This is a genomic window from Pseudomonas eutrophicaquae (genome assembly GCF_023544715.1).
Classification (GTDB): domain Bacteria; phylum Pseudomonadota; class Gammaproteobacteria; order Pseudomonadales; family Pseudomonadaceae; genus Geopseudomonas.
Genome location: NZ_JAMJEZ010000020.1, coordinates 1 through 21219, shown reverse-complemented (window position 1 = coordinate 21219; position 21219 = coordinate 1). Strand labels below are relative to the sequence as shown.

Below are 21219 nucleotides of genomic sequence, written 5' to 3'. Positions count from 1 at the left end.
GGCACTGCCGGACCCAGGTCCGGCAGTGCCACACTTGAAGAACCCGAATCGACAGGAAAAACACAGAATGGCTATCGAGATCAAAGCCCCGACTTTCCCTGAATCCGTTGCTGACGGCACTGTTGCCACCTGGCACAAGCAGCCGGGCGACGCCGTCAAGCGCGATGAGCTGATCGTCGACATCGAAACTGACAAAGTGGTCATGGAAGTCCTGGCCGAAGCCGACGGCGTGCTGGTCAGCATTGCCAAGAACGAGGGCGACACTGTCCTGAGCGGTGAACTGCTCGGTACCCTCGAAGCCGGTGCCGTCGCCGCTGCCCCGGCAGCCGCTCCTGCTGCCGCTCCGGCCGCCGCTCCGGCCGCCGCAGCCCCGGCTGCTGGCGAAGAAGCCATCCTGTCCCCGGCCGCGCGCAAGATCGCTGCCGAGAACGACCTGGATCGCAACGCCATTCCGGGCACTGGCAAGGGTGGTCGCGTGACCAAGGAAGACGCTGTGGCGGCTGTCGCTGCCAAGAGCGCGGCCCCGGCCGCTGCCGCCAAGCCGGCTGCTCCGGCGGCGGATGCTCCGCTGTTCGCCGCCGGTGATCGCGTCGAGAAGCGCGTGCCGATGACCCGCCTGCGCGCCAAGATCGCTGAGCGTCTGGTCGAAGCCCAGTCCACCATGGCCATGCTGACTACGTACAACGAAGTCAACATGAAGCCGATCATGGACCTGCGCAGCAAGTACAAGGACCTGTTCGAGAAAAAGCACAACGGCGTGCGTCTGGGCTTCATGTCCTTCTTCGTCAAGGCCGCCACCGAAGCCCTCAAGCGCTTCCCGGGCGTGAACGCCTCCATCGACGGTAACGACATCGTCTACCACGGCTACTCGGACGTCGGCGTGGCTGTTTCCAGCGACCGTGGCTTGGTGGTTCCGGTGCTGCGTAACGCTGAGCTGATGAGCCTGGCCGAGATCGAAGGCACCATCGCCAGCTACGGCCGCAAGGCTAAGGAAGGCAAGCTGACCATCGACGAGATGACCGGCGGCACCTTCACCATCTCCAACGGTGGTGTGTTCGGCTCCCTGCTGTCCAGCCCGATCGTCAACCCGCCGCAGACCGCCATCCTCGGCATGCACAAGATCCAGGAGCGTCCGATGGCCGTCAACGGCCAGGTCGTGATCCTGCCGATGATGTATCTGGCGCTGTCCTACGACCACCGCCTGATCGACGGCAAGGAAGCGGTGAGCTTCCTGGTCGCCATCAAGGATCTGCTGGAAGATCCGGCGCGTCTGCTGCTGGACGTCTGATCCGCAACCCTTTCTTCGCGACGGCTCCCGACCGAGGGAGCCGTTCGTCCTGTCCCAAAAGGATCGCTATACATGACTCAGAAATTCGACGTAGTGGTGATTGGCGGCGGCCCCGGCGGTTACGTGGCTGCGATTCGTGCCGCTCAGCTGGGCCTCAAGACTGCCTGCATCGAGAAGTACAAGGGCAAGGATGGCAAGACCGCGCTGGGCGGTACCTGCCTGAACGTGGGCTGCATTCCCTCCAAGGCGCTGCTGGACAGCTCCTGGAAGTTCCATGAAGCCCAGGAAGGCTTCAAGGTGCATGGCATCGAAGTGGCAGACGTCAAGATCGACGTACCGGCCATGATCGAGCGCAAGGCGGGCATCGTGCGTAACCTGAACACCGGCGTGGCTGGTCTGTTCAAGGCCAACGGCGTGACCCTGCTGGAAGGCCACGGCAAGCTGCTGGCCGGCAAGAAGGTCGAAATCACCGCTCAGGATGGCGGCGTTGAAGTGGTCGAAGCTGACCACGTGATCATCGCTTCCGGTTCCGCACCGATCGACATCCCGCCGGCGCGCGCCGACCATGATGTCATCGTCGATTCGACCGGTGCCCTGGAGTTCCAGAGCGTGCCCAAGCGTCTGGGTGTGATCGGCGCCGGCGTCATCGGCCTCGAGCTGGGTTCGGTGTGGGGTCGTCTGGGTGCGGAAGTCACCGTGCTGGAAGCGCAGGACAAGTTCCTGTCCGCCGTTGATGACCAGATCGCCAAAGAAGCGCTGAAGATCTTCACCAAGCAGGGCCTGCAGATCCGTCTGGGCGCTCGTGTGACCGGCTCCGAAGTGAAGAACGGTGAAGTCACCGTGTTCTTCACCGATGCCAACGGTGAGCAGCAGCAGACCTTCGACAAGCTGATCGTTGCTGTCGGCCGTCGTCCGGTCACCCAGAACGTCCTGGCCGCCGACAGCGGTGTCAGCCTCGACGAGCGCGGCTACATCTTCGTCGACGATCAGTGCGCAACCAGCGCTCCGGGCGTTTATGCCATCGGTGACGTGGTGCGTGGCCCGATGCTGGCCCACAAGGCCTCGGAAGAGGGCGTGATGGTTGCCGAGCGCATTGCCGGTCACAAGGCGCAGATCAACTATGATCTGATCCCGTCGGTGATCTACACCCATCCGGAAATCGCATGGGTCGGCAAGACCGAGCAGCAGCTCAAGGCAGAGGGTGTGGCGGTCAACGTCGGTACCTTCCCGTTCGCTGCCAGCGGTCGCGCCATGGCCGCCAACGACACCCACGGCATGGTCAAGGTCATCGCGGATGCCAAGACCGACCGTGTGCTGGGTGTGCATGTGATTGGTCCGGCGGCTGCCGAGCTGGTCCAGCAGGGCGCCATCGGCATGGAGTTCGGCACCAGTGCTGAAGACTTGGGCATGATGGTATTCTCGCACCCGACCCTGTCCGAAGCGCTGCACGAAGCTGCGCTGGCAGTGAATGGCCATGCCATCCACATCGCCAACCGCAAGAAGCGCTGAGTGAGCAGCTGCCGGCAGTGATGCCGGCAGATACGCTTCGCCAAGCCCCGGTGGGCAGAGCAGATGCTCTGTCCCTGGGGCTTTGTCGTTTGGGGGCTATGCTTTTTGAGGTGTCTGGCCGCGCGGTGCCGGATTCGATTCGGCCATGCAGGCTCTAGGCACTGTCATGCCCTCGAGGTTAGGATCCGGGCAGCGCGATAACTACAACTAAAGTGGTGGGGTGCCGATGAATCTTCACGAATATCAAGGCAAACAACTGTTCGCCGAGTATGGCCTGCCGGTCTCGCGCGGCTATGCCGTCGATACGCCCCGCGAAGCGGCGGAGGCCTGTGACAAGATCGGTGGCAATGCCTGGGTGGTCAAGGCGCAGGTACACGCCGGTGGGCGCGGCAAAGCCGGTGGCGTGCGGCTGGTACATAGTAAGGAGGAGGCCCGAGCCTTTGCCCAGCAGTGGCTGGATCAGCGTCTGGTGACCTATCAGACCGACGCCCGTGGGCAGCCTGTCAACAAGATTCTGGTGGAAGCCTGCACCGAGATTGCCCGCGAGCTGTACCTCGGCGCGGTGGTGGATCGGGCCAGTGGACGCATCGTGTTCATGGCGTCCACCGAAGGCGGCGTGGACATCGAGAAGGTCGCTCACGAGCAGCCCGAGAAGATTCTCAAGACCAGCATCGACCCCTTGGTCGGGGCCCAACCCTTCCAGGGGCGTGAGCTGGCTTTTCAGCTCGGCCTCAAGGGCGGGCAGGTCAAGGAGTTTGCCCAGCTGTTCGTGACGCTGGCCCGGCTGTTCCAGGAGCTGGATCTGGCCCTGTTGGAAATCAACCCGCTGGTGGTGCGCAAGGACGGTCATCTGCACTGTCTGGACGCCAAGCTGCGGGTTGATGGCAATGCGCTGTTCCGCCAGCCGCGCCTGCGGGAAATGCAGGACACCACGCAAGATGACCCACGGGAAGTGCGCGCCGCCCGCTCGGAGCTCAACTACGTGGCGCTGGATGGTGAAATCGGCTGCATGGTCAACGGCGCGGGGCTGGCGATGGGGACCATGGATACCGTCAGCCTTTACGGCGGACGGCCGGCCAACTTCCTGGATGTTGGCGGCAGCGCGACTTTGGAGCGGGTCAATGAAGCCTTCAAGATCATCCTCTCCGACAGCAAGGTGAAGGCGGTGCTGATCAACATCTTTGGCGGCATCGTGCGCTGCGACATGATCGCCGAGGGCATCATCACCGCCGTGCGCGAGGTCGGCGTCACGGTGCCGGTGGTGGTGCGCCTTGAAGGTAACAATGCCGAGCTGGGCGCACAGGTACTGGCCGAGAGCGGTCTGAACATCATTCCGGCCGCCAGCCTGGCGGAGGCGGCGCAGCAAGCCGTCGCGGCGGTGGAGGGGCGTGTATGAGCATTCTGATTGATCGCAACACCCGCGTGATCTGCCAAGGCTTTACTGGCAGCCAGGGCACCTTCCATTCGGTGCAGGCACTGGAATACGGCACTCGCCTGGTCGGTGGGGTCACTCCCGGCAAGGGGGGAACCCAGCACCTGGGGTTACCGGTCTTTGATACGGTGCGTGACGCGGTGGCGGCTACCGGCGCAGAGGCGTCGGTAATCTATGTGCCGGCCCCGTTTTGCAAGGACTCGATCCTGGAGGCCGCATTTGCTGGCATCCGGCTGATCGTCTGTATCACCGAGGGGATTCCGACCCTGGACATGCTGGAGGTCAAGGTCAAATGTGACGAGCTGGGTGTCACGCTGATCGGCCCGAACTGCCCCGGCGTGATTACGCCCGGCGAGTGCAAGATCGGCATCATGCCGGCACACATCCACATGCCCGGCAAGGTGGGGATCGTTTCGCGCTCCGGCACCCTGACCTATGAGGCGGTCAAGCAGACCACCGATGCCGGTTTTGGTCAGTCGACCTGCGTGGGGATTGGCGGGGATCCGATTCCGGGGTCGAGCTTCATCGACATCCTGTCGCGCTTCGAGGCGGATCCGCAGACGGAAGCCATCGTGATGATCGGGGAGATCGGCGGCAGTGCCGAGGAAGAGGCCGCGGCGTACATCAAGGCCCATGTCCGCAAGCCCGTGGTGTCCTACATCGCCGGGGTGACGGCGCCTGCGGGCAAGCGCATGGGGCATGCTGGGGCGATCATCTCCGGCGGCAAGGGGACCGCTGCCGAGAAGTTTGCGGCCCTGGACGACGCCGGGGTGCGCACGGTGCGCTCACTGGGTGACATCGGCATGGCGCTGGCCGAGGTCACCGGCTGGACGCTGCGAAGTTGAATGCGCGGCCGCCTCAGGCGGCCGTTTTCTTCAGTAAGGATCGATCATGTCGTTGTTTTTTGATGCCCTGGCCCAGACCCTGCGCGAAGCCGATTACCTGCCGCATGTGCTGGCGGTGATCTGGTTTGTGACCTGCTGGTGGGGGTACACCCGCTATGCGATCTGGAAGGGCCGCGACACCCCTTGCCTGGCCAGCGTGCTGCACCTGTACCGGGAAGACTGGATGCTGCGCCTGATGGGGCGTGACAACCGGATAGCGGACGCCAACGTGATCGGCAATCTGGAGCGCAATGCCTCGTTCTTTGCCTCCAGTACGCTGATCATCCTGGCCGGTGTGTTGACGGTACTCGGTTCGACCGAGCGGGCCGTCTCGATCCTGGCTGAGTTGCCGTTCGTGCAGGTGGTCAGCCGTGAGCTGTCGGAAATCAAGATCATCTGCGTGGCGCTGATCTTCATCTACGCCTTCTTCACCTTCACCTGGTGCATGCGTCAGTACAACTTTGCTGCCACCATGGTCGGGGCGGCACCCATGATCAGCGAGCAGGGCGTCAGTGATCTGGAGCGCCGGGCGTATGCCGCGCGCGCGGCGGGGGTGATTTCGCTGGCTGCCAACCAGTTCAACTTTGGTCTGCGCTCCTACTACTTCGGTCTTGCGACTCTGGCCTGGTTCATCAATCCCTGGTTCTACATGCTGGCCACCGCCGGTGTGGTGTTCGTGCTGTATCGCCGCGAGTTCCACTCCGATGTGCTGGCGGTGATGGCCTACAGCCACGCCCCGATTGGCGGCAACGGAACCAACAACCCCTTTTGAGCCTGGCACGCAGGCTCACGCCCGGCCAGCGCGCTTAATCGTGCGCCTGGCTGGGCAAACCCTTGAAATGTCAGGGAATGTCTCCATATGCGGAGTATCGGCCGTCAGGCTCTTCCGTCATCCATGGAGTTTTAGCATTCATGAGCGTGGACACCCGCAAAGAAACCCTGGGCTTTCAAACCGAGGTAAAGCAGCTGCTGCACCTGATGATCCATTCCCTGTACTCCAACAAGGAAATCTTCCTGCGCGAGCTGATTTCCAACGCCTCGGACGCCGCCGACAAGCTGCGCTTTGAGGCACTGGCCAAGCCGGAGCTGCTGGAAGGTGGGGATGCCCTGAAGATTCGCCTCAGCTTCGATAAATACGCGCGCACCGTGACCCTCGAGGACAACGGCATCGGCATGAACCGCGACGAGGTGATTGCCCACCTTGGCACCATCGCCAAGTCCGGCACTGCGGACTTCCTGAAAAATCTCTCCGGCGATCAGAAGAAGGATTCCCAGCTGATCGGCCAGTTCGGCGTGGGCTTCTACTCGGCGTTCATCGTCGCGGATCAGGTGGATGTCTACACCCGCCGCGCCGGTAGCCTGGCCAGCGAGGGCGTGCACTGGAGCTCGAAGGGCGAGGGTGAGTTCGACATCGCGGATATCGAGAAGGCCGAGCGCGGCACGCGCATCGTCCTGCACCTCAAGGCCGGCGAGGAAGAGTTTGCCGATGGCTGGCGCCTGCGCAACATCGTCAAGAAGTACTCCGACCACATCGCCCTGCCGATCGAGCTGCCCAAGGAGCATTTCGGCGAGGAGCAGGACAAGCCGGCCGAGCCCGAGTGGGAAACCGTCAACCGTGCCAGCGCGCTGTGGACCCGTCCGCGTAACGAGATCAAGGACGAGGAGTACCAGGAGTTCTACAAGCATGCAGCCCATGACTTCGAGAACCCGCTGAGCTGGAGCCACAACAAGGTCGAGGGCAAGCTGGAGTACACCTCGCTGCTCTATGTGCCAGCCCGCGCGCCGTTCGATCTGTACCAGCGCGAAGCGCCCAAGGGCCTCAAGCTCTATGTGCAGCGCGTGTTCATCATGGATCAGGCCGATCAGTTCCTGCCGCTGTACCTGCGCTTCATCAAGGGTGTGGTCGACTCCAACGACCTGTCGCTGAACGTGTCCCGCGAGATCCTCCAGTCGGGGCCGGTGATCGACTCGATGAAGTCGGCGCTGACCAAGCGCGTGCTGGACATGCTGGAGAAGCTGGCCAAGGACAAGCCGGAGGATTATCAGAACTTCTGGAAGACCTTTGGTCAGGTCCTCAAGGAAGGCCCGGCCGAGGACTTCGCCAACAAGGAGAAGATCGCCGGCCTGCTGCGCTTCGCCTCTACCGGTGATGCCAGCGGCGAGCAGAGCGTGGCGCTGGCCGACTACCTCGGCCGTATGAAGGAAGGTCAGGACAAGATCTACTTCCTGACCGGCGAGAGCTTCGCGCAGGTGAAGAACAGCCCGCACCTGGAAGTGTTCCGCAAGAAGGGCATCGAGGTGCTGCTGCTCACCGATCGCATCGATGAGTGGTTGATGAGCTACCTGACCGAGTTCGATGGCAAGTCGTTCATCGATGTGGCCCGCGGCGATCTGGATCTCGGCAAGCTGGACTCCGAAGAGGACAAGAAAGCCCAGGAGGAGGTCGCCAAAGCCAAGGAGGGGCTGGTCGAACGCCTCAAGGGCGCGCTGGGTGAGCAGGTTGCCGAGGTGCGTGTCTCGCACCGCCTGACCGACTCGCCGGCGATCCTCGCCATCGGTGAGCAGGACCTTGGCTTGCAGATGCGCCAGATCCTCGAAGCAACCGGGCAGAAGGTGCCGGAATCCAAGCCGATCTTCGAGATCAACCCGCAGCACCCGCTGATCGAGAAGCTCGACCTTGAGGCTGATGAAGATCGCTTTGCCGACCTGACGCACATCCTCTTCGATCAGGCCGCCCTGGCTGCCGGCGATAGCCTGAAGGATCCCGCTGCTTATGTGCAGCGCCTGAACAAGCTGCTGGTTGAGCTGTCAGCCTGAGTGGCAAGGCGGCACAGGCTGCGCCGCTGAAGATGCCGCTTACCCCGTCGGGGTAGGCGGCATTTTTGTGTGCGCAGGCGTGCGCCGTTCATTCGGGGGCTGCGACGTTGCGCCCGACGCAGAAACGACAACGGCACCCGAGGGTGCCGTTGTGCATGCAGCGAGCAGGGCGGACGGTTATTCGCCGGTCCAGCGCTTCAGGATCAGGGTGGCGTTGGTGCCACCAAAGCCGAAGCTGTTGCTCATCGCGGTGTTGATGGTGAAGTCGCGGCTTTCGGTGACGATCGGCAGATCAGCCACCGCCGGGTCGATCTCTTCGATGTTGGCGGAGCCCGCGATGAAGTTGCCTTCCATCATCAGCAGGGTGTAGATGGCTTCCTGCACACCGGCAGCACCCAGCGAGTGACCGGACAGGCTCTTGGTCGAGCTGATCAGCGGAGCCTTGTCGCCGAACACGCTGCGCACCGCACCGGCTTCGGCTACATCACCGACCGGGGTAGAGGTGCCGTGGGTGTTCAGGTAGTCGATCGGGGTGTCGCAGGTAGCCAGTGCCTGCTGCATGCAACGGATCGCACCTTCACCGCTCGGGGCGACCATGTCGTAACCGTCGCTGGTCGCGCCGTAGCCGACGATTTCGGCGTAGATCTTCGCGCCGCGGGCCAGGGCGTGATCCAGCGCCTCGACCACCACCATGCCGCCGCCGCCGGCGATGACAAAGCCGTCACGCTTGGCGTCGTAGGCGCGGGAGGCTTTCTCCGGGGTCGCGTTGTACTGGGTGGACAGTGCGCCCATGGCGTCGAACAGGAAGCTCTGGCTCCAGTGCTCCTCTTCACCGCCGCCGGCGAACACGACGTCCTGCTTGCCCATCTGGATCTGCTCCATGGCATTGCCGATGCAATGGGCGCTGGTGGCGCAGGCGGAGGAGATCGAGTAGTTGACGCCCTTGATCTTGAACGGCGTGGCCAGGCAGGCGGAGACGGTGCTGCCCATGGTGCGCGGTACGCGGTACGGGCCGACGCGCTTGACGCCTTTTTCACGCAGGGTGTCGAGCGCTTCCATCTGGTTGAAGGTGGAAGCACCACCGGAGCCGGCGATCAGGCCGGTGCGCGGGTTGGAAATCTGTTCATCGCTCAGGCCGGCATCCTTGATGGCCTGTTCCATCGACAGGTAGGCGAAGGCGGCGGCATCACCCATGAAGCGATAGACCTTGCGGTCGATCAGGGCTTCAAGGTCCAGATCCACCGAGCCGGATACCTGGCTGCGCAGGCCCATGTCGGCATAGGCCTGATTGAAACGGATCCCCGAGCGGCTGGCGCGCAGGTTGGCGGAAACGGTCTCTTTGTCATTGCCCAGGCAGGACACAATGCCCATCCCGGTGATCACGACGCGACGCATGCGGGTAACCCTTAGAAGCTGTCAGTGGAAGTGAACAGGCCGACGCGCAGGCCTTCGGCGCTGTAGATCTCGCGGCCATCGACGCTGACCGTGCCATCGGCGATGCCAAGGATCAGGGTGCGGTTGATGGTGCGCTTGATATGAATGTTGTAGGTGACCTTCTTGGCGGTCGGCAAGACCTGACCAAAGAATTTCACCTCGCCCGAGCCCAGGGCGCGGCCGCGGCCGGGGTTGCCCTGCCAGCCGAGGTAGAAGCCGACCAGCTGCCACATGGCATCGAGGCCCAGGCAGCCGGGCATGACCGGATCACCCTCGAAATGGCAGCCGAAGAACCAGAGGTCCGGATTGATGTCGAGCTCGGCCACGATTTCGCCCTTGCCGTACTTGCCGCCGGTTTCGCTGATGTGAACGATGCGATCGATCATCAGCATGTTGGGGGCGGGCAGTTGCGCGTTACCCGGGCCGAACAGTTCACCGCGGCTGCAGCTGAGCAGTTCTTCCCGAGTGAAGGCGTTTTGTTTGGTCATGCGAGCTCCTCGACAATCCCTGTGCTCTGACAGGGGAACAAATCTTTCCAACCGCGTACTGCCCGAAGGGCGGACAGTCATTGAACAGTGACGTCATGGGACTGCGTGGCGCGGTGTAAAGTCACAGCCTGCACGCTGCGTGGCACGGGGCAGGCAGCGTTCAGTACACGGATAAAGTGCAAGGGTGCCGGATTTCACGGCAAATCGCTACCCGCCGATGGTCGTTGAGTGAGCGAATCCTGCACCTCGTGGCCGTTGCTCGCCAGGTGGTCGCTGCCCGTTGCGCACTCGAGCAGCAGCTCCAGGGTAAAGCAGGAGCCCTGTCCCACTTCGCTGCTGACCTGCAGATCCCCGCCCATGCGCAGGGCCAGGCTGTGGGCGATCGACAGCCCAAGGCCGGTGCCGCCGTGGCGACGGGAGATTGAGGTGTCCGCCTGCTGGAAGGCATCGAAGATGCGTGCCTGGCTGTCTTGTGGAATCCCGATGCCGGTGTCTTCCACGGCGCAGATCAGGCGCAGGTGGGCCGGTCCGGCCAGCTGTCCCTGTACCCGCGCGCAGACTTGTCCCTGCTCGGTGAATTTCAGCGCATTACCGATCAGGTTGACCAGAATCTGCCGCAGGCGCGTTGGATCACCCAGCACCGAGACGACCGGCAGGGGCGGGTCGATGATCAGCTTCAGCTGCAGGTCACGCTGCTGCGCGGTGTGATGAAAGGCCTGCACGGTGCGCGCAAGGAGCGTCGGCAGATCAAAGGGGATGCGCTCCAGCTCCAGCCCGCCGCGCTCGATGCGCGCCAGATCCAGCAGCTCATTGATCACCTTGAGCATGTGGCAGGTCGATTCCAGGGCCAGCGTGGTGTATTCGCTCTGCTCATCGCTCAGCGGCGTGGTTTCCAGGAGCTGCAGCATGCCCATCACCCCGTTCATCGGGGTACGCAGTTCATGGCTCATCATGGCCAGAAAGTCGGTCTTGGCCTTGTTGGCCGTTTGCGCCTCATCGCGGGCGGTATCGGCCTGTTCGCGCGCGGCAATCAACTGGGCGATATTGCGGCTCTGCGCACGATCCGCCCGATCCAGTGCCTGGGAGAGGTAGTTGATGTGCCGGGCCAGCTCGCCGAGCTCCGAGCGATCGGCCTCCGGCAGCGACACCGCATAGTTGCCGGCCTCGATCGCCTTGACCGCCCGGCTCATGGCCACCGCCGGGCGGGCGACGCTCTGTGCCAGACGGTACGCCAGCGCCAAGGTCAGCAGCAGCGCCACCACGGACAGGCCAGCGGCCCTCAGCAGGATCTTGCGCTGGCGCTCGCGAAAGGCTTCATCGGTGACGCCCACCACCACCTCACCGACTCGCTCGCTGCTGAGCAGCGGTGAAGGGCTGGGTGGATCGAGCAGAAAGCGGTCATCCAGTGGAATCTGCTGACGCAGGATCGGGGTGCGAAATTCGCTGATCGTGCCGTCGCTGGCGATTGCTTGCTCGATGTAGGCGAGGGTCTGCTGCCGGGCATCGCGTACCTCGATGAAGCGCACATGCGGCGTCAGGCTGGCCTGCAGCAGGCCGTGGAGAATCTCGCTATTGCCAGAAATCACCCCGAACTCGCTGGCCGGTGCCAGCTGATTGGCGATCAGCTGGCCGGTGGCCTGCAGCTCTTCGCCAAGATCGTGCAGACGGGTATAGGTGAAGTAGCCGGTCAGCAGCACGATCAGGATCAGGGCCGGCCCCAGGCTGATCGCCAGGGTGCGGGCAAAGATGCTGTCCTGAAGGATCTGGCGGCTCATGGCCGTTGCTCCAATGCGCGCAGCTGGGTGGCCAGCTGTTCTTCACTGGGCAGCTCGATCCCCAGCGAACGCGCGACCTGCGGATTGCTCAGTACCTTGAAATGGCGTGGATAGGCGCTCTGTGGCCAGCGCTCAGGCGGTGTATCCAGCCATTCGTTGAGGCTCTGCAGCCAGTCCTGCTGATCGCTGTAGGTGCTGCTCAGGCTGCCGGCGCGGATAAAGGCGGCGGTCGGGCCGATCATGGCCTGCCGGCGACCGTAGCTGGCCAGCAGGATGGTCTTGATGCTCTGGGGGTTGAACAGGCTCGGGTCATCGAGCGCCAGCAGCACCTCGCTGCGCTCGAGCAGACGATTGAGCGGGCGGTTGTCCTGACGATCATCCCAGCGCTGCAGCTCCAGCTGGGCGGGCAGGGCCTGCAGCTCTTCCAGGCGGAAGGCGCTCTGGGCGCTGTACAGCACGCCAATCCGCCGGCTTTGCGGCAGCAGCAGGCGCAGCAGGTGCAATTGCCGCGCCAGTGGGGGGTCGCTCCAGAGCAGGGTCAAGCCTTTGGGATGGACAGTACCCAGTTGCTGATGCGCCTGGACGCGGCTGACCTGCAAGGCCAGGGTCGGTACGCGGGTGGCGTGTGACAGTCGCCAGTCGAGTGCCTTGCTGCCCAGCAGCACCAGACGGCTGTCAGCGGTCAGGGTGTCCGGCTGGAGCTGCTCCGGGGTGCGGTGCAGTGCGATGCGATCCTGGGGGCGGCGGGCCTGCAGTTGCTCGACAAACTGGTGCAGCGCGGGGCTGTCATTGCTGCTGATGACGTGGATATCTGCCGCCTGCAGGGTGCGACTGAAGCAGAGCAACAGGGCGTAGCCCAGACATCGAAGCAGACGAGGCAGGCGGCGGGTGCTCATCCATGAGGCAAGGCGCATTGCGGATCAGAGCTCCAGCCCGGCAGAGAACCACAGGGTGCGGCGCTCATCCAGGTTGTTGTTGAAGCGACTCAGCGGCTCGTCATCCAGGCGCTGCTGCAGCATGAGTGCCATCTCCAGTGTGCTGCCGGCCAAGCTCAGCTGCTTGGCCAGGCGCAGGTCCAGTCGTTCGAAGCGGTACTCATTGAGCATGTCCGCACCGTGGTAGAAGAGGGCCGTGCTCCAGCCCGCCTGCCAGTCCCGCAGCCAGCCCGCAGTGCTGCTGTGGCGGGGCGAGAGCAGGTTGTCATCCGGGTGACTGGCTTCGATGTCGAGGTAGGTATAGCTCAGGCGCAGGCGATCGGCACTGCTCAGGCGCCAGTCCAGCTCGCCCTCCACACCGCTCAGGCGCAGGTGATTGCGGTTGTTGGGGGTGAAGCTGAAGATCTGCAGCGGGCCGCTGATCATGTCGGTGATCTCGTCCCGGAACAGCTTGAGATCAAGGCTCAGATTTTGACGAGCGAACCGGCCGTTGTAGCCGAGCTCATAGGAGCGCATGCGCTCATGCTCGAGGTTGCCCGGCCCCTGCGCCGTCATGAAGAACAGCGCCTGAGACTGGCCGTAAGGCTGCGGGCGCAGGTCGCGCACCCGGTATTGCCAGCGGGCATCGTTTTCGAACATGTCCGGGGCGCGAATGGCCTCCGAGTACACGGCGCGCAGGCCGTGGGCCGGTGAGATCAGGTAATTGAGCGCCACCCGCGGGGTGAGGGAGGCGCCAACGGAGGTGTCATCCTCGTAGGTGGCGCCGCCCTGCAGCAGCCAGTGTTCATCCAGATACCATTCAAGGTGTCCGAACAGTCGCCAGGTGTTACGCCGCTGCGTACCGCCCAGATAGGTTTCCGAGGTCGCCTCATCATGCCGGTAGCTGGCGCCGCTGAGCAGGCGCAGGCTGTCGGAGAGGCTCAGGGTGTCCTGCAGCTCAAGGCTCAGGCGGGTTTCCCGTGAGTCCTCGTTGATCAATCCGCAGGCGTGGTCAAAGGTGCCGGTCGTCGGGTCGAAGCTGGCAGCCAGCTGTGCGCGCAGCACCTGTGCCAGGGCTTGTTGTTCGGCGGTCTGTGGCTGGATGATCCCGGCGCGCAGCAGGTCGCGCTGGCGGCTGTCAAATAGGTTCCACAACTGGCGCGTCTCTGCCAAGAAGGTCGGCAAGACATCGCAGGCCCGCCACTCACGCAGGCGCTCCCAGTGTTGCAGGTTGGCCTGCACCTGCAGGGTGTGCTGCGCAGACTGCTCGAAGCGCCAGCGCAGGTCGGCGGCATAATCGCGCCCGGTGATGTCCGAGGCTTCATCCTGCTCGCCGGGCTGCAGGTTGAGGTGCAGGGTTGCGCTGTAGGTGTTGTTGGCCTGCGTGGTGCCTTCTTTGAGCGCCAGGCTCCAGTCAAACAGCTGCCGGCTGTCCGGCTCATGGGTCATGCGCAGGTTAAAGCGGGTCAGGCGCCGATCATCGCGAAACGGCGAGCCATCTGCGCGGGTGTCAAAACCGTCATCCTGCAGGCCCGAGAGCGACAGGCGCAGATCGCCGCCTTCCCAGCCCATGCCATGCCGGGCGTACCAGTCGCTGATGCCCTGCTGGCCCTGGGTGATCTTCAGGTGTGTGCCATGGCTGTCGCGCGGCATGCGGGTGATCACGTTGACCACCGCCATCAGGGCGTTGGCCCCGTAGCTGACGGTATTCGGGCCGCGGAATACCTCGATGCGCTCGATGTCCTCCAGGGCCAGTGGCAGTTCATCCCAGTCAACCTGTGCAAAGGCGGTGCGATAGACCGAGCGGCCATCGATCAGTACCTGCAGACGCCGCGCCTGTGTGGCGCTGCTGCCGTGGTAGTTGACCGTGGTCTGCGGAGGGTTGCCGCTCATGGGCACCACCAGCATCCCGGGTACCAGGCGCAGCACTTCAGGCAGGGTGCGCGCGCCGCTGGCCTTGATCAGCTGTCGATCCAGCACGCTGATACTGCCGGGTACCGCGGCGGCCGGCTGTTGCAGGCGCGTGGCGGTGAGGATTTCCGGCAGGGGGGCACTGTCGAGAAACAGGTCATCACTGGCCTGTGCGGCGGTCACGCCAGCCAGCAGGCCCATGAGGGGGGGCAGTGATGCGCGCAGAGGGCCAGGCACTGGCAGGATCCTCGACGGTGGAAAGGGTGGGGCGCGCATGTTAACCGAGTGCGTCATTTTTGCCAGCGCCCGTCGAGACTGGCCGCCAGACGGCGCCACCGTATAATGCGTCGATTGCCGCCCGGGGGCGGCTGGATTGAAAAGATGATTGAGCAGCAACCCGTAGCCGTCCTGGGCGGCGGCAGCTTCGGTACCGCCCTGGCCAATCTGCTGGCCGAAAATGGTCAGCGCACGCTGTTGTGGATGCGTGACTGCGAGCAGGCCGAGGCCATTCGCACCACCGGCGAGAATCCCCGCTACCTCAAGGGCATTCGCGTGCACCCGGCCGTTGAACCGGTCACGGATCTGGCTGCCACTGTGCAGGCCTGTGCGCTTATCTTTGTCGTATTGCCCTCCACCGCCTTGCGGGCGGCGTTGCAGCCGGTGGCCGAGCAGCTGAGCGGCAAGCTGCTGATCAGCACCACCAAGGGTATTGAGGCCGACAGCTTCCTGCTGATGAGCCAGATCCTCGAGGACATTGCCCCGCAGGCGCGGATCGGTGTGCTCTCCGGGCCGAACCTGGCCCGGGAGATTGCCGAACACGCCCTGACTGCCACGGTGATTGCCAGCGAGGACGAGGATCTGTGCCGGCGTGTGCAGCAGGCGCTGCATGGGCGTACTTTCCGGGTCTATGCCAGCCGTGACCGCTTTGGCGTCGAGTTGGGTGGGGCGCTGAAGAATGTCTACGCGATCATGTCCGGCATGGCGGCCGCGATGGGCATGGGCGAGAACACCAAGAGCATGCTGATCACCCGCGCCCTGGCGGAGATGACCCGCTTTGCCGTGACGCTGGGCGCCAATCCGATGACCTTCCTGGGCCTTGCCGGGGTGGGGGATCTGATCGTGACCTGCTCTTCGGCCAAGAGCCGCAACTATCAGGTCGGCTTTGCGCTCGGGCAGGGGCTGAGCCTGGATGCCGCGGTCGAGCGTCTGGGCGAGGTGGCCGAGGGCGTCAATACCATCCGCGTGCTCAAGGCCCGTGCCGATCAGTTGGGCGTCTATATGCCGCTGGTGGCCGGTCTGCATGCCATACTTTTCGAGGGGCGCACGCTGGAGCAGGTGATTGGCTTGCTGATGTCCGCTGAGCCCAAGACCGATGTCGATTTCATTTCCTCAAGCGGTTTCTGATAAGGAGTACCCGCCGATGACCGATAAGAAAGCCGCCTGCGAATCCCTCGCGCTGCGTGTGGTATGGATGCTGCTGTTTGCGCTGGCCTGGAAAGTGGCCGAGCTGGTGTTGTTGCTCACGGCCGGCGTGCAGCTGCTGCTGCGCCTGATCAATGGCCAGGCCAGCCGCGCGCTGATGGATTTTGGTGACAGCCTGAGCCAGTTCCTCGGGCACACGGGTCGCTACGTGACCTTCCACACCGATCACAAGCCCTGGCCGTTCAGCGACTGGCCGGCGGCCCGTGAGCCGCAGCTGGACCTGCAGTCGCTGGCAGCCCCGGTGGCGCCGGTTGTCGCGGCTCCGGTGCCTGCTGCATCCGTAGCGCCGGCTCCACTCAATGAGACCACGCCGCCGGAAGAGGCCGAGGTGACCGAGGTGGCGACTCCCCCGGCCATGCCGTCCGTGCCAGAGACCGCGACCGAGCAGCCGCCGGAAGAGCAGGCAGTGCGCGATGAGGCGGCGGTGAGCGAGACGCTGGCCGAAGCGGATAGCCCTGCACCGGAAGACGCCGCACCCGCCAAGCCGCGCCGTACCCGCGCCCGCAAGGCCCCGGCCGAGCCCACCGATTCCGCGCCGGACGCTGAGAATGATCAGGCACCGGAGTCCCGCCCATGAGGCTCTGGTTGTTGCGCCATGGTCAGGCTGGCCCTTATGTGCAGACTGGCGATCATCTGCGTGAGCTGACCGAGCACGGCCGTGCAGAGGTGCGCGAAGTGACCCGGTATCTTCGCGATGAGCGGATCGAGACGCTGCTGGTCAGCCCGTATGTTCGGGCTCGCCAGACCGCTTCTCTGGTGCTTGAGGGGCTGCAGCATGCCCCGCGTCTGGAGGTGCTGGAGGGCATTACTCCGGACGATGATCCGCGCAGTGCCGCCGCACAACTGGCAGCCCGTAAGGAAGGCACGCTGCTGGTCGTCAGCCATCAGCCGCTGCTGGGTCTGATGGCCGGGCTGCTGCTGGAGGGGCATTTGCAGGAGCCGCTGCTATTCAACACCGCCAGCCTCGCGCTGCTTGAGGGGGAAATGGCGCTGGCCGGGCTCATGGAACTGCGGGCTTTGCATCATCCCACGGTGCGCGCCCCGTGAGCGTTCAGCTCGAAGAGGTGCGCTTTGGCTTGCCGCACATTGAGCTGGCTGCGCACCTGTATGGCCCTGCAGACGGTCACCCGGTGATCGCCCTGCATGGCTGGCTGGATAACGCGATGAGTTTCTCGCGTCTGGCGCCGCGCCTGGAGGGGCTGCGTATCGTGGCCCTCGATCTGGCCGGTCACGGTCATTCGGGGCATCGTCCAGCCGGCTGCAGCTATGCGCTGTGGGATTACGTGCGGGATGTGCTGCTGGTGGCAGACCAGCTGGGCTGGCAGCGCTTTTCGATGCTGGGCCACTCGCTGGGCGCCATCATCGCGACGATGCTGGCGGGGGCGCTGCCCGAGCGGGTCGAGCGCCTGGCGCTGATTGATGGTCTGCTGGCGCTGACCTGTGAACCCGAGCAGGCTCCGGCCCAGCTGGGGGAGGCGCTGCGTGCCGAGCTGCAACTGGGGCGCAAGTGCAAGGCCATACATCCCACGCCAGAGCGTGCCGTGCAGGCGCGGCTGCGCGGTGGCTATCCCCTCAGCTATGAGGCGGCCGAGCGGCTGGCCAGTCGCAGTCTGATGCCCGAGGCCGGCGGCTATCGCTGGCGCAGCGATGCGCGTCTGACCTTGCCCTCGCCCCTGCGGTTGTCCCCGGCTCAGGCGCGAGCGTTTGTCGAGGCAGTCCGTTGCCCGGTCTCTCTGGTGATTGCCGAGGAGGGCTTGCTGCAAGGTCGCGCACAGGGATGGCTAGCACAGTTGCCCTTCGAGCAGCATCGCTTGCCGGGCGGGCATCATCTGCATCTGGATGACGAGGCGGGGGCGGCGGCTGTAGCAGACTGTTTCAAAGCCTTTTTGGCCAGCGCTTGACCGGCTGCCGGGCAGCATCGAGTCTTAGGTCACTGCCTCAAGGAAAAGCGCTATGTCCGTCCCGACCCTCGTTCGCCCCTCGTCGCCCATCCTGCAGCGTGCTGCTCGATGCGCTTGCCCGGGGGTGTGCTCATGAGTCGCACGCTCTACCACGGCCTGTTGGCCGCCGCGCTGCTGAGTACATCGCTGCTCACGCAGGCCGATCCACGCGATCTGGAGTATCTGCCGCGCTTTACGCGGGCTGAGGTGGTGGATTATCGCCTGGAAGAGGGCATTGAGCGCTTCTACCCACAGAGTGCGCCGCGGCGCATTGGCGGGCGTCTGCGGGTTGATGCGGAGCAGGCGGTGACCGGTGCGCTGAGCCTGCGCACCTATGAGCTGCCGAGCGGGCATGGCAGTGGCGAAGCCTTTGCTCAGGCGCGCCAGCACCTGCAGCAGCAGGGTGCCCGCGTCCTGCACTGGTGTGAGGGGCGTGAATGCGGCAGCAGCAGCGTGTGGGCCAATACGGTGTTCGGCAATGCACGTCTGTATGGCCCGGATGACGGTCAGGCCTATCTGCTGCTCCAGCGCGCGGCGCCCGATGACGATACCCTGCTGGCCCTCTACGCGATTACCCGGGGCAACCGCCGTGCCTACCTGCATGTTGAGGCGCTGACCAGCACCACACCGCTACCGGCCTTGATGCCCAGTGCCCCGAGCGTGCTGCGCGCGTTGCGTGAGGAAGGGCACCTGTCACTGGCCGACTGGCCCGAGAAGCCGGAGGAGGCGTGGGTCAACTTGTTGGGGCAGGCCTTGCGTCTTGATACGGGCCTGCGCCTGCGCCTGTCCGGCACCGCGGCGGATGCCTGGCGTGAAGCGCTGCTGGCGCAGGGCGTCCAGGCCGCGCGGCTGCACAGCGATGCCAGCCGTGGTAACGGTCTGCAGCTGGAGTGGCTGCGCTGAGGCCCATTGCCCGAGGCTGCCCGCTCGTTACGGAGTCGCCCGATCGGCCTCGTATCGATCCAGCACGTCATCGGCGATCTGCCGACCGAGCAGAATCAGCTCCGCCGCCCGGTGAAATTCAAAGAAGCGGCAGACCCGTTTGGGAATGTTGATCAGGATATCCGGCGGATAGCCGGCGATCTTGTACTGGGCCAGCGAGTTCTGCATCACCTCAAAGCTCTGGTTCACCAGCTCAAGGAGACTCTCGGGCGCCGCATGCTCGACCACCCGCAGCGGGGTTGCGGGCGCGGCTAGGGGACTGCCTTCTGCGCTGGCGCCGGTCAGCGTCAAGGGTTCTCCCGACAGCAGCGCTGGTAGCTCATCGCTTGCGCGGCGCCGGAACGGCAGGTGATTACCGAGCGCGCCAAACAGCTGATCGACCCGTGCTGCCAGCGCCGGAGGGCGCTCGATTTCCGGCAGGCGATAGTGGCGCGGATTGCTGGCGTTGAGGTTGACCGCCACGATCAGGTTGCAATGGCTGGCCACCACCGGGATGATCGGAATCGGATTGAGCAGTCCACCATCCACCAGCACGCGCGTGCCCTGAATCACCGGGGTGAACAGGCTGGGAATCGCCGCTGACGCCCGCATGGCCTGATGCAGGCAGCCCTCCTGAAACCAGACTTCCTGCTGGCTGGTCAGATCGGTGGCCACGGCGGTGTAGGGGATCGGCAGCGCCTCGATCCGCACCTCGCCCAGCAGCTCGCGGATCCGTCCGAAGATCCGCTCGCCCCGAATGGCGCCCATCGAGAAGCTGGGGTCGAGCAGGCGTAGCATGGCCAGATAGTCGAGGCTTTCCACCCATTCGCGATACGCGGCCAGTTGGCCGGCGGCATGGATGCCACCGATCACCGCGCCCATCGAACTGCCGGCCACGCAATCGATCCGGTAGCCTCTGGCCTCCAGAGCCTCGATCACGCCGATGTGGGCATAACCACGTGCGCCGCCTGAACCCAGAACCAGTGCAATACGTTTGTCTGCCATGTGCTGTCCCTGTCGTGAGGGCTGGCGGGCCGATGCGGCCATCGGCCTGTCAGGCGCCTCTGCTAGAATCGTGGCCCATTATGCGCACATCGCGCCGCTTCCCGAGTGAGGCACGGTGTGATGCCCACACTTCCACTGGATTTTCGCATGTTAGCCGAGCTGTTTGCGGTCATGGCGCCGGTGCTGATTCTGGCCGCCATCGGTTATGGCTGGGCCCGTTCAGGTCAGCCTTATCCGACTGATTTCGTGACCCGTCTGGTCCTGAATGTCAGTACTCCCTGTCTGGTGCTGTCCACGCTCAGCCGCACGGAGGTCGATCTGCCCGCTTTTGCCCAGATGGCGCTTGGTTGTGTGCTGGTTTCGGTGCTGATGGGCGGTATTGCGCTGCTGTTGAGCCGGCTGGCGGGCTTCGACTGGAAGGTGCTGGTGCCGGCCTATCTGTTTCCCAATACCGGCAATATGGGGCTGCCGATCAGCCTATATGCCTTTGGTGAGGCCGGGCTGGCACTGGCGGTCGCGTTCTTTTTGATGCTCTCGGTCGGCCATTTCACCCTGGGGATGGTGCTGTCGGGAGCGGAGCGTTCCCTGCGCCGTCTGCTGCTGAATCCGATCATGCTGAGCCTGGTCGCGGCGCTGGCCATGTTGTGGTTCGACCTGGGCCTGCCGCGCTGGCTGGCCAACACCACCGCTTTGCTGGGCGGCGTCAGTATTCCGTTGATGCTGCTGACGCTGGGAGTCTCGCTGGCGAGCATTCGCCTGCAGCATATCGGGCAGGGGGTGCTGCTGGGCAGTTTGCGGATCGTCTGCGGGGCGCTGCTGGGCTGGGCCGTCGCCAGTGCGCTTGCGCTACCGCCTCTGGCACAAGCCGTGCTGGTGATGCAGTCATCAATGCCGGTGGCGGTGTTCAATTACCTGTTCGCGGTGCGCGCAGGCCGCTCCCCAGAGCTGGTAGCGAGCTTGGTGATGTGCTCGACGCTGCTGGCCTTTGTGCTGATTCCCCTGCTGCTGGCGTGGTGGATGCCGCTGGCGCGTGGGTGAAGAGGGTGCGGCCTGTTGCGCGCGCGAGCAGGCGCAAGACAGGCCGCGTGCTGAGGTGTATCAGTTATCAGGCGATCAGCAAGTCGGCCGGTTGCAGCAGGCCTGCTTCCAGAATACCGACCAGATCAATCTGACAATCGACGGTGACAAAGGCGTCCTGCGCTTCGCCTTCGGCGATTTCGGTCCACAGGCCATCGCCGTCGTCATCACGGAACAGGCTGAACTTGATTTCACCGCTGCGCTGAGCCTGGCTTTTGAGAATCAGCGAATCACCACCAAGTTCAACAACTTCCAGCGTCTCGTTGTGAACCGCCCCGGGAACTCCGGAGGCTCTCTGGTTTGAGTCATGCCGCCAGGGCTGACTCGTCGAGTTGTCGATAA

At 64.2% G+C, this 21219-nt stretch carries 18 protein-coding genes and 1 pseudogene; 12 read left to right on the top strand and 7 right to left on the bottom strand.

Translation table 11 applies throughout. The features are described 5' to 3' along the window. Positions 1-67: 67 nt before the first annotated feature. The 6 genes from odhB (at position 68) to htpG (ending at position 7930) form a co-directional block, all read left to right on the top strand. On the top strand, positions 68-1288 hold the full coding sequence (gene odhB / locus MXC11_RS09530; RefSeq protein WP_250009674.1) for a 2-oxoglutarate dehydrogenase complex dihydrolipoyllysine-residue succinyltransferase: 1221 nt from the start codon (positions 68-70) through the stop codon (positions 1286-1288). 72 nt (positions 1289-1360) lie between these two features. Beyond that, positions 1361-2797, top strand: a complete 1437-nt coding sequence (gene lpdA / locus MXC11_RS09525; protein WP_250009667.1) for a dihydrolipoyl dehydrogenase — start codon at positions 1361-1363, stop codon at positions 2795-2797. Positions 2798-3023: 226 nt separating this feature from the next. Then, positions 3024-4193, top strand: coding sequence for an ADP-forming succinate--CoA ligase subunit beta (gene sucC, locus MXC11_RS09520; protein ID WP_250009659.1), 1170 nt, complete (start codon positions 3024-3026; stop codon positions 4191-4193). Next, positions 4190-5074: a succinate--CoA ligase subunit alpha gene (sucD, locus tag MXC11_RS09515; RefSeq protein ID WP_250009651.1), complete on the top strand. Its 885-nt coding sequence runs from the start codon at positions 4190-4192 to the stop codon at positions 5072-5074. The genes sucC and sucD overlap by 4 nt, the downstream gene beginning before the upstream one ends. Positions 5075-5120: 46 nt before the next feature. Further along, positions 5121-5885: a DUF599 domain-containing protein gene (locus tag MXC11_RS09510; RefSeq protein ID WP_250009644.1), complete on the top strand. Its 765-nt coding sequence runs from the start codon at positions 5121-5123 to the stop codon at positions 5883-5885. Positions 5886-6025: 140 nt separating this feature from the next. Next, positions 6026-7930, top strand: coding sequence for a molecular chaperone HtpG (gene htpG, locus MXC11_RS09505; RefSeq protein ID WP_250009636.1), 1905 nt, complete (start codon positions 6026-6028; stop codon positions 7928-7930). Between the two features lie 177 nt (positions 7931-8107). Here the strand turns inward: htpG and fabB are convergent, their stop codons facing one another. The 5 genes from fabB to MXC11_RS09480 all read right to left on the bottom strand — a co-directional run bounded on the left by fabB (position 8108) and on the right by MXC11_RS09480 (position 14653). Further along, a complete protein-coding gene (gene fabB / locus MXC11_RS09500; protein ID WP_250009631.1) occupies positions 8108-9325 on the bottom strand; it encodes a beta-ketoacyl-ACP synthase I in 1218 nt (405 codons plus the stop codon). 11 nt (positions 9326-9336) lie between these two features. Further along, entirely contained in the window at positions 9337-9852 is a 516-nt protein-coding gene (gene fabA, locus MXC11_RS09495) for a 3-hydroxyacyl-[acyl-carrier-protein] dehydratase FabA (protein ID WP_250009622.1), read from the bottom strand. Between the two features lie 194 nt (positions 9853-10046). Then, the gene (locus MXC11_RS09490; protein WP_250009614.1) at positions 10047-11627 is read right to left on the bottom strand and encodes an ATP-binding protein; all 1581 of its coding nucleotides are present in this window, start codon (positions 11625-11627) and stop codon (positions 10047-10049) included. After that, positions 11624-12541: an ABC transporter substrate-binding protein gene (locus tag MXC11_RS09485; RefSeq protein WP_250009606.1), complete on the bottom strand. Its 918-nt coding sequence runs from the start codon at positions 12539-12541 to the stop codon at positions 11624-11626. The genes MXC11_RS09490 and MXC11_RS09485 overlap by 4 nt, the downstream gene beginning before the upstream one ends. Positions 12542-12547: 6 nt before the next feature. Next, positions 12548-14653, bottom strand: coding sequence for a TonB-dependent receptor plug domain-containing protein (locus tag MXC11_RS09480; RefSeq protein WP_250009787.1), 2106 nt, complete (start codon positions 14651-14653; stop codon positions 12548-12550). Between the two features lie 180 nt (positions 14654-14833). On the opposite strand from MXC11_RS09480, the gene MXC11_RS09475 reads away from it, so the two are divergent. The 5 genes and pseudogenes from MXC11_RS09475 to MXC11_RS09455 all read left to right on the top strand — a co-directional run bounded on the left by MXC11_RS09475 (position 14834) and on the right by MXC11_RS09455 (position 18777). Then, entirely contained in the window at positions 14834-15856 is a 1023-nt protein-coding gene (locus tag MXC11_RS09475; protein WP_250009598.1) for an NAD(P)H-dependent glycerol-3-phosphate dehydrogenase, read from the top strand. Between the two features lie 16 nt (positions 15857-15872). Next, positions 15873-16223, top strand: a pseudogene (locus MXC11_RS12270) (DUF4389 domain-containing protein); the annotation flags it as partial. 284 nt (positions 16224-16507) lie between these two features. Beyond that, complete coding sequence (gene sixA, locus MXC11_RS09465; RefSeq protein ID WP_250009583.1) at positions 16508-16981, top strand: phosphohistidine phosphatase SixA; 474 nt, start codon at positions 16508-16510, stop codon at positions 16979-16981. Beyond that, positions 16978-17835, top strand: coding sequence for an alpha/beta hydrolase (locus MXC11_RS09460; protein WP_250009580.1), 858 nt, complete (start codon positions 16978-16980; stop codon positions 17833-17835). Before sixA ends, MXC11_RS09460 begins: the two co-directional genes overlap by 4 nt. A 132-nt stretch (positions 17836-17967) precedes the next feature. After that, positions 17968-18777, top strand: a complete 810-nt coding sequence (locus MXC11_RS09455; protein ID WP_250009579.1) for a DUF4892 domain-containing protein — start codon at positions 17968-17970, stop codon at positions 18775-18777. A gap of 27 nt (positions 18778-18804) precedes the next feature. Here the strand turns inward: MXC11_RS09455 and MXC11_RS09450 are convergent, their stop codons facing one another. Then, entirely contained in the window at positions 18805-19800 is a 996-nt protein-coding gene (locus tag MXC11_RS09450; protein WP_250009570.1) for a patatin-like phospholipase family protein, read from the bottom strand. Positions 19801-19947: 147 nt separating this feature from the next. On the opposite strand from MXC11_RS09450, the gene MXC11_RS09445 reads away from it, so the two are divergent. Continuing rightward, positions 19948-20838, top strand: coding sequence for an AEC family transporter (locus MXC11_RS09445; RefSeq protein WP_250009780.1), 891 nt, complete (start codon positions 19948-19950; stop codon positions 20836-20838). 67 nt (positions 20839-20905) lie between these two features. Here MXC11_RS09445 and MXC11_RS09440 read toward each other — a convergent pair. Continuing rightward, a partial coding sequence (locus MXC11_RS09440; RefSeq protein WP_250009563.1) for a hypothetical protein occupies positions 20906-21219 on the bottom strand: 314 nt, incomplete at its 5' end.

Excerpts from the sequence above, each read along its gene's own strand:
- MXC11_RS09450 (WP_250009570.1), bottom strand. The coding sequence starts at position 19,800 with ATGGCAGACAAACGTATTGCACTGGTTCTGGGTTCAGGCGGCGCACGT.
- htpG (WP_250009636.1), top strand. The coding sequence starts at position 6,026 with ATGAGCGTGGACACCCGCAAAGAAACCCTGGGCTTTCAAACCGAGGTA.
- MXC11_RS09490 (WP_250009614.1), bottom strand. The coding sequence starts at position 11,627 with ATGAGCCGCCAGATCCTTCAGGACAGCATCTTTGCCCGCACCCTGGCG.
- sucC (WP_250009659.1), top strand. The coding sequence starts at position 3,024 with ATGAATCTTCACGAATATCAAGGCAAACAACTGTTCGCCGAGTATGGC.
- fabA (WP_250009622.1), bottom strand. The coding sequence starts at position 9,852 with ATGACCAAACAAAACGCCTTCACTCGGGAAGAACTGCTCAGCTGCAGC.
- MXC11_RS09445 (WP_250009780.1), top strand. The coding sequence starts at position 19,948 with ATGTTAGCCGAGCTGTTTGCGGTCATGGCGCCGGTGCTGATTCTGGCC.
- MXC11_RS09480 (WP_250009787.1), bottom strand. The coding sequence starts at position 14,653 with ATGGGCCTGCTGGCTGGCGTGACCGCCGCACAGGCCAGTGATGACCTG.
- odhB (WP_250009674.1), top strand. The coding sequence starts at position 68 with ATGGCTATCGAGATCAAAGCCCCGACTTTCCCTGAATCCGTTGCTGAC.
- MXC11_RS09485 (WP_250009606.1), bottom strand. The coding sequence starts at position 12,541 with ATGCGCCTTGCCTCATGGATGAGCACCCGCCGCCTGCCTCGTCTGCTT.
- MXC11_RS09455 (WP_250009579.1), top strand. The coding sequence starts at position 17,968 with ATGAGTCGCACGCTCTACCACGGCCTGTTGGCCGCCGCGCTGCTGAGT.
- sucD (WP_250009651.1), top strand. The coding sequence starts at position 4,190 with ATGAGCATTCTGATTGATCGCAACACCCGCGTGATCTGCCAAGGCTTT.
- MXC11_RS09475 (WP_250009598.1), top strand. The coding sequence starts at position 14,834 with ATGATTGAGCAGCAACCCGTAGCCGTCCTGGGCGGCGGCAGCTTCGGT.
- MXC11_RS09510 (WP_250009644.1), top strand. The coding sequence starts at position 5,121 with ATGTCGTTGTTTTTTGATGCCCTGGCCCAGACCCTGCGCGAAGCCGAT.
- sixA (WP_250009583.1), top strand. The coding sequence starts at position 16,508 with ATGAGGCTCTGGTTGTTGCGCCATGGTCAGGCTGGCCCTTATGTGCAG.
- fabB (WP_250009631.1), bottom strand. The coding sequence starts at position 9,325 with ATGCGTCGCGTCGTGATCACCGGGATGGGCATTGTGTCCTGCCTGGGC.
- lpdA (WP_250009667.1), top strand. The coding sequence starts at position 1,361 with ATGACTCAGAAATTCGACGTAGTGGTGATTGGCGGCGGCCCCGGCGGT.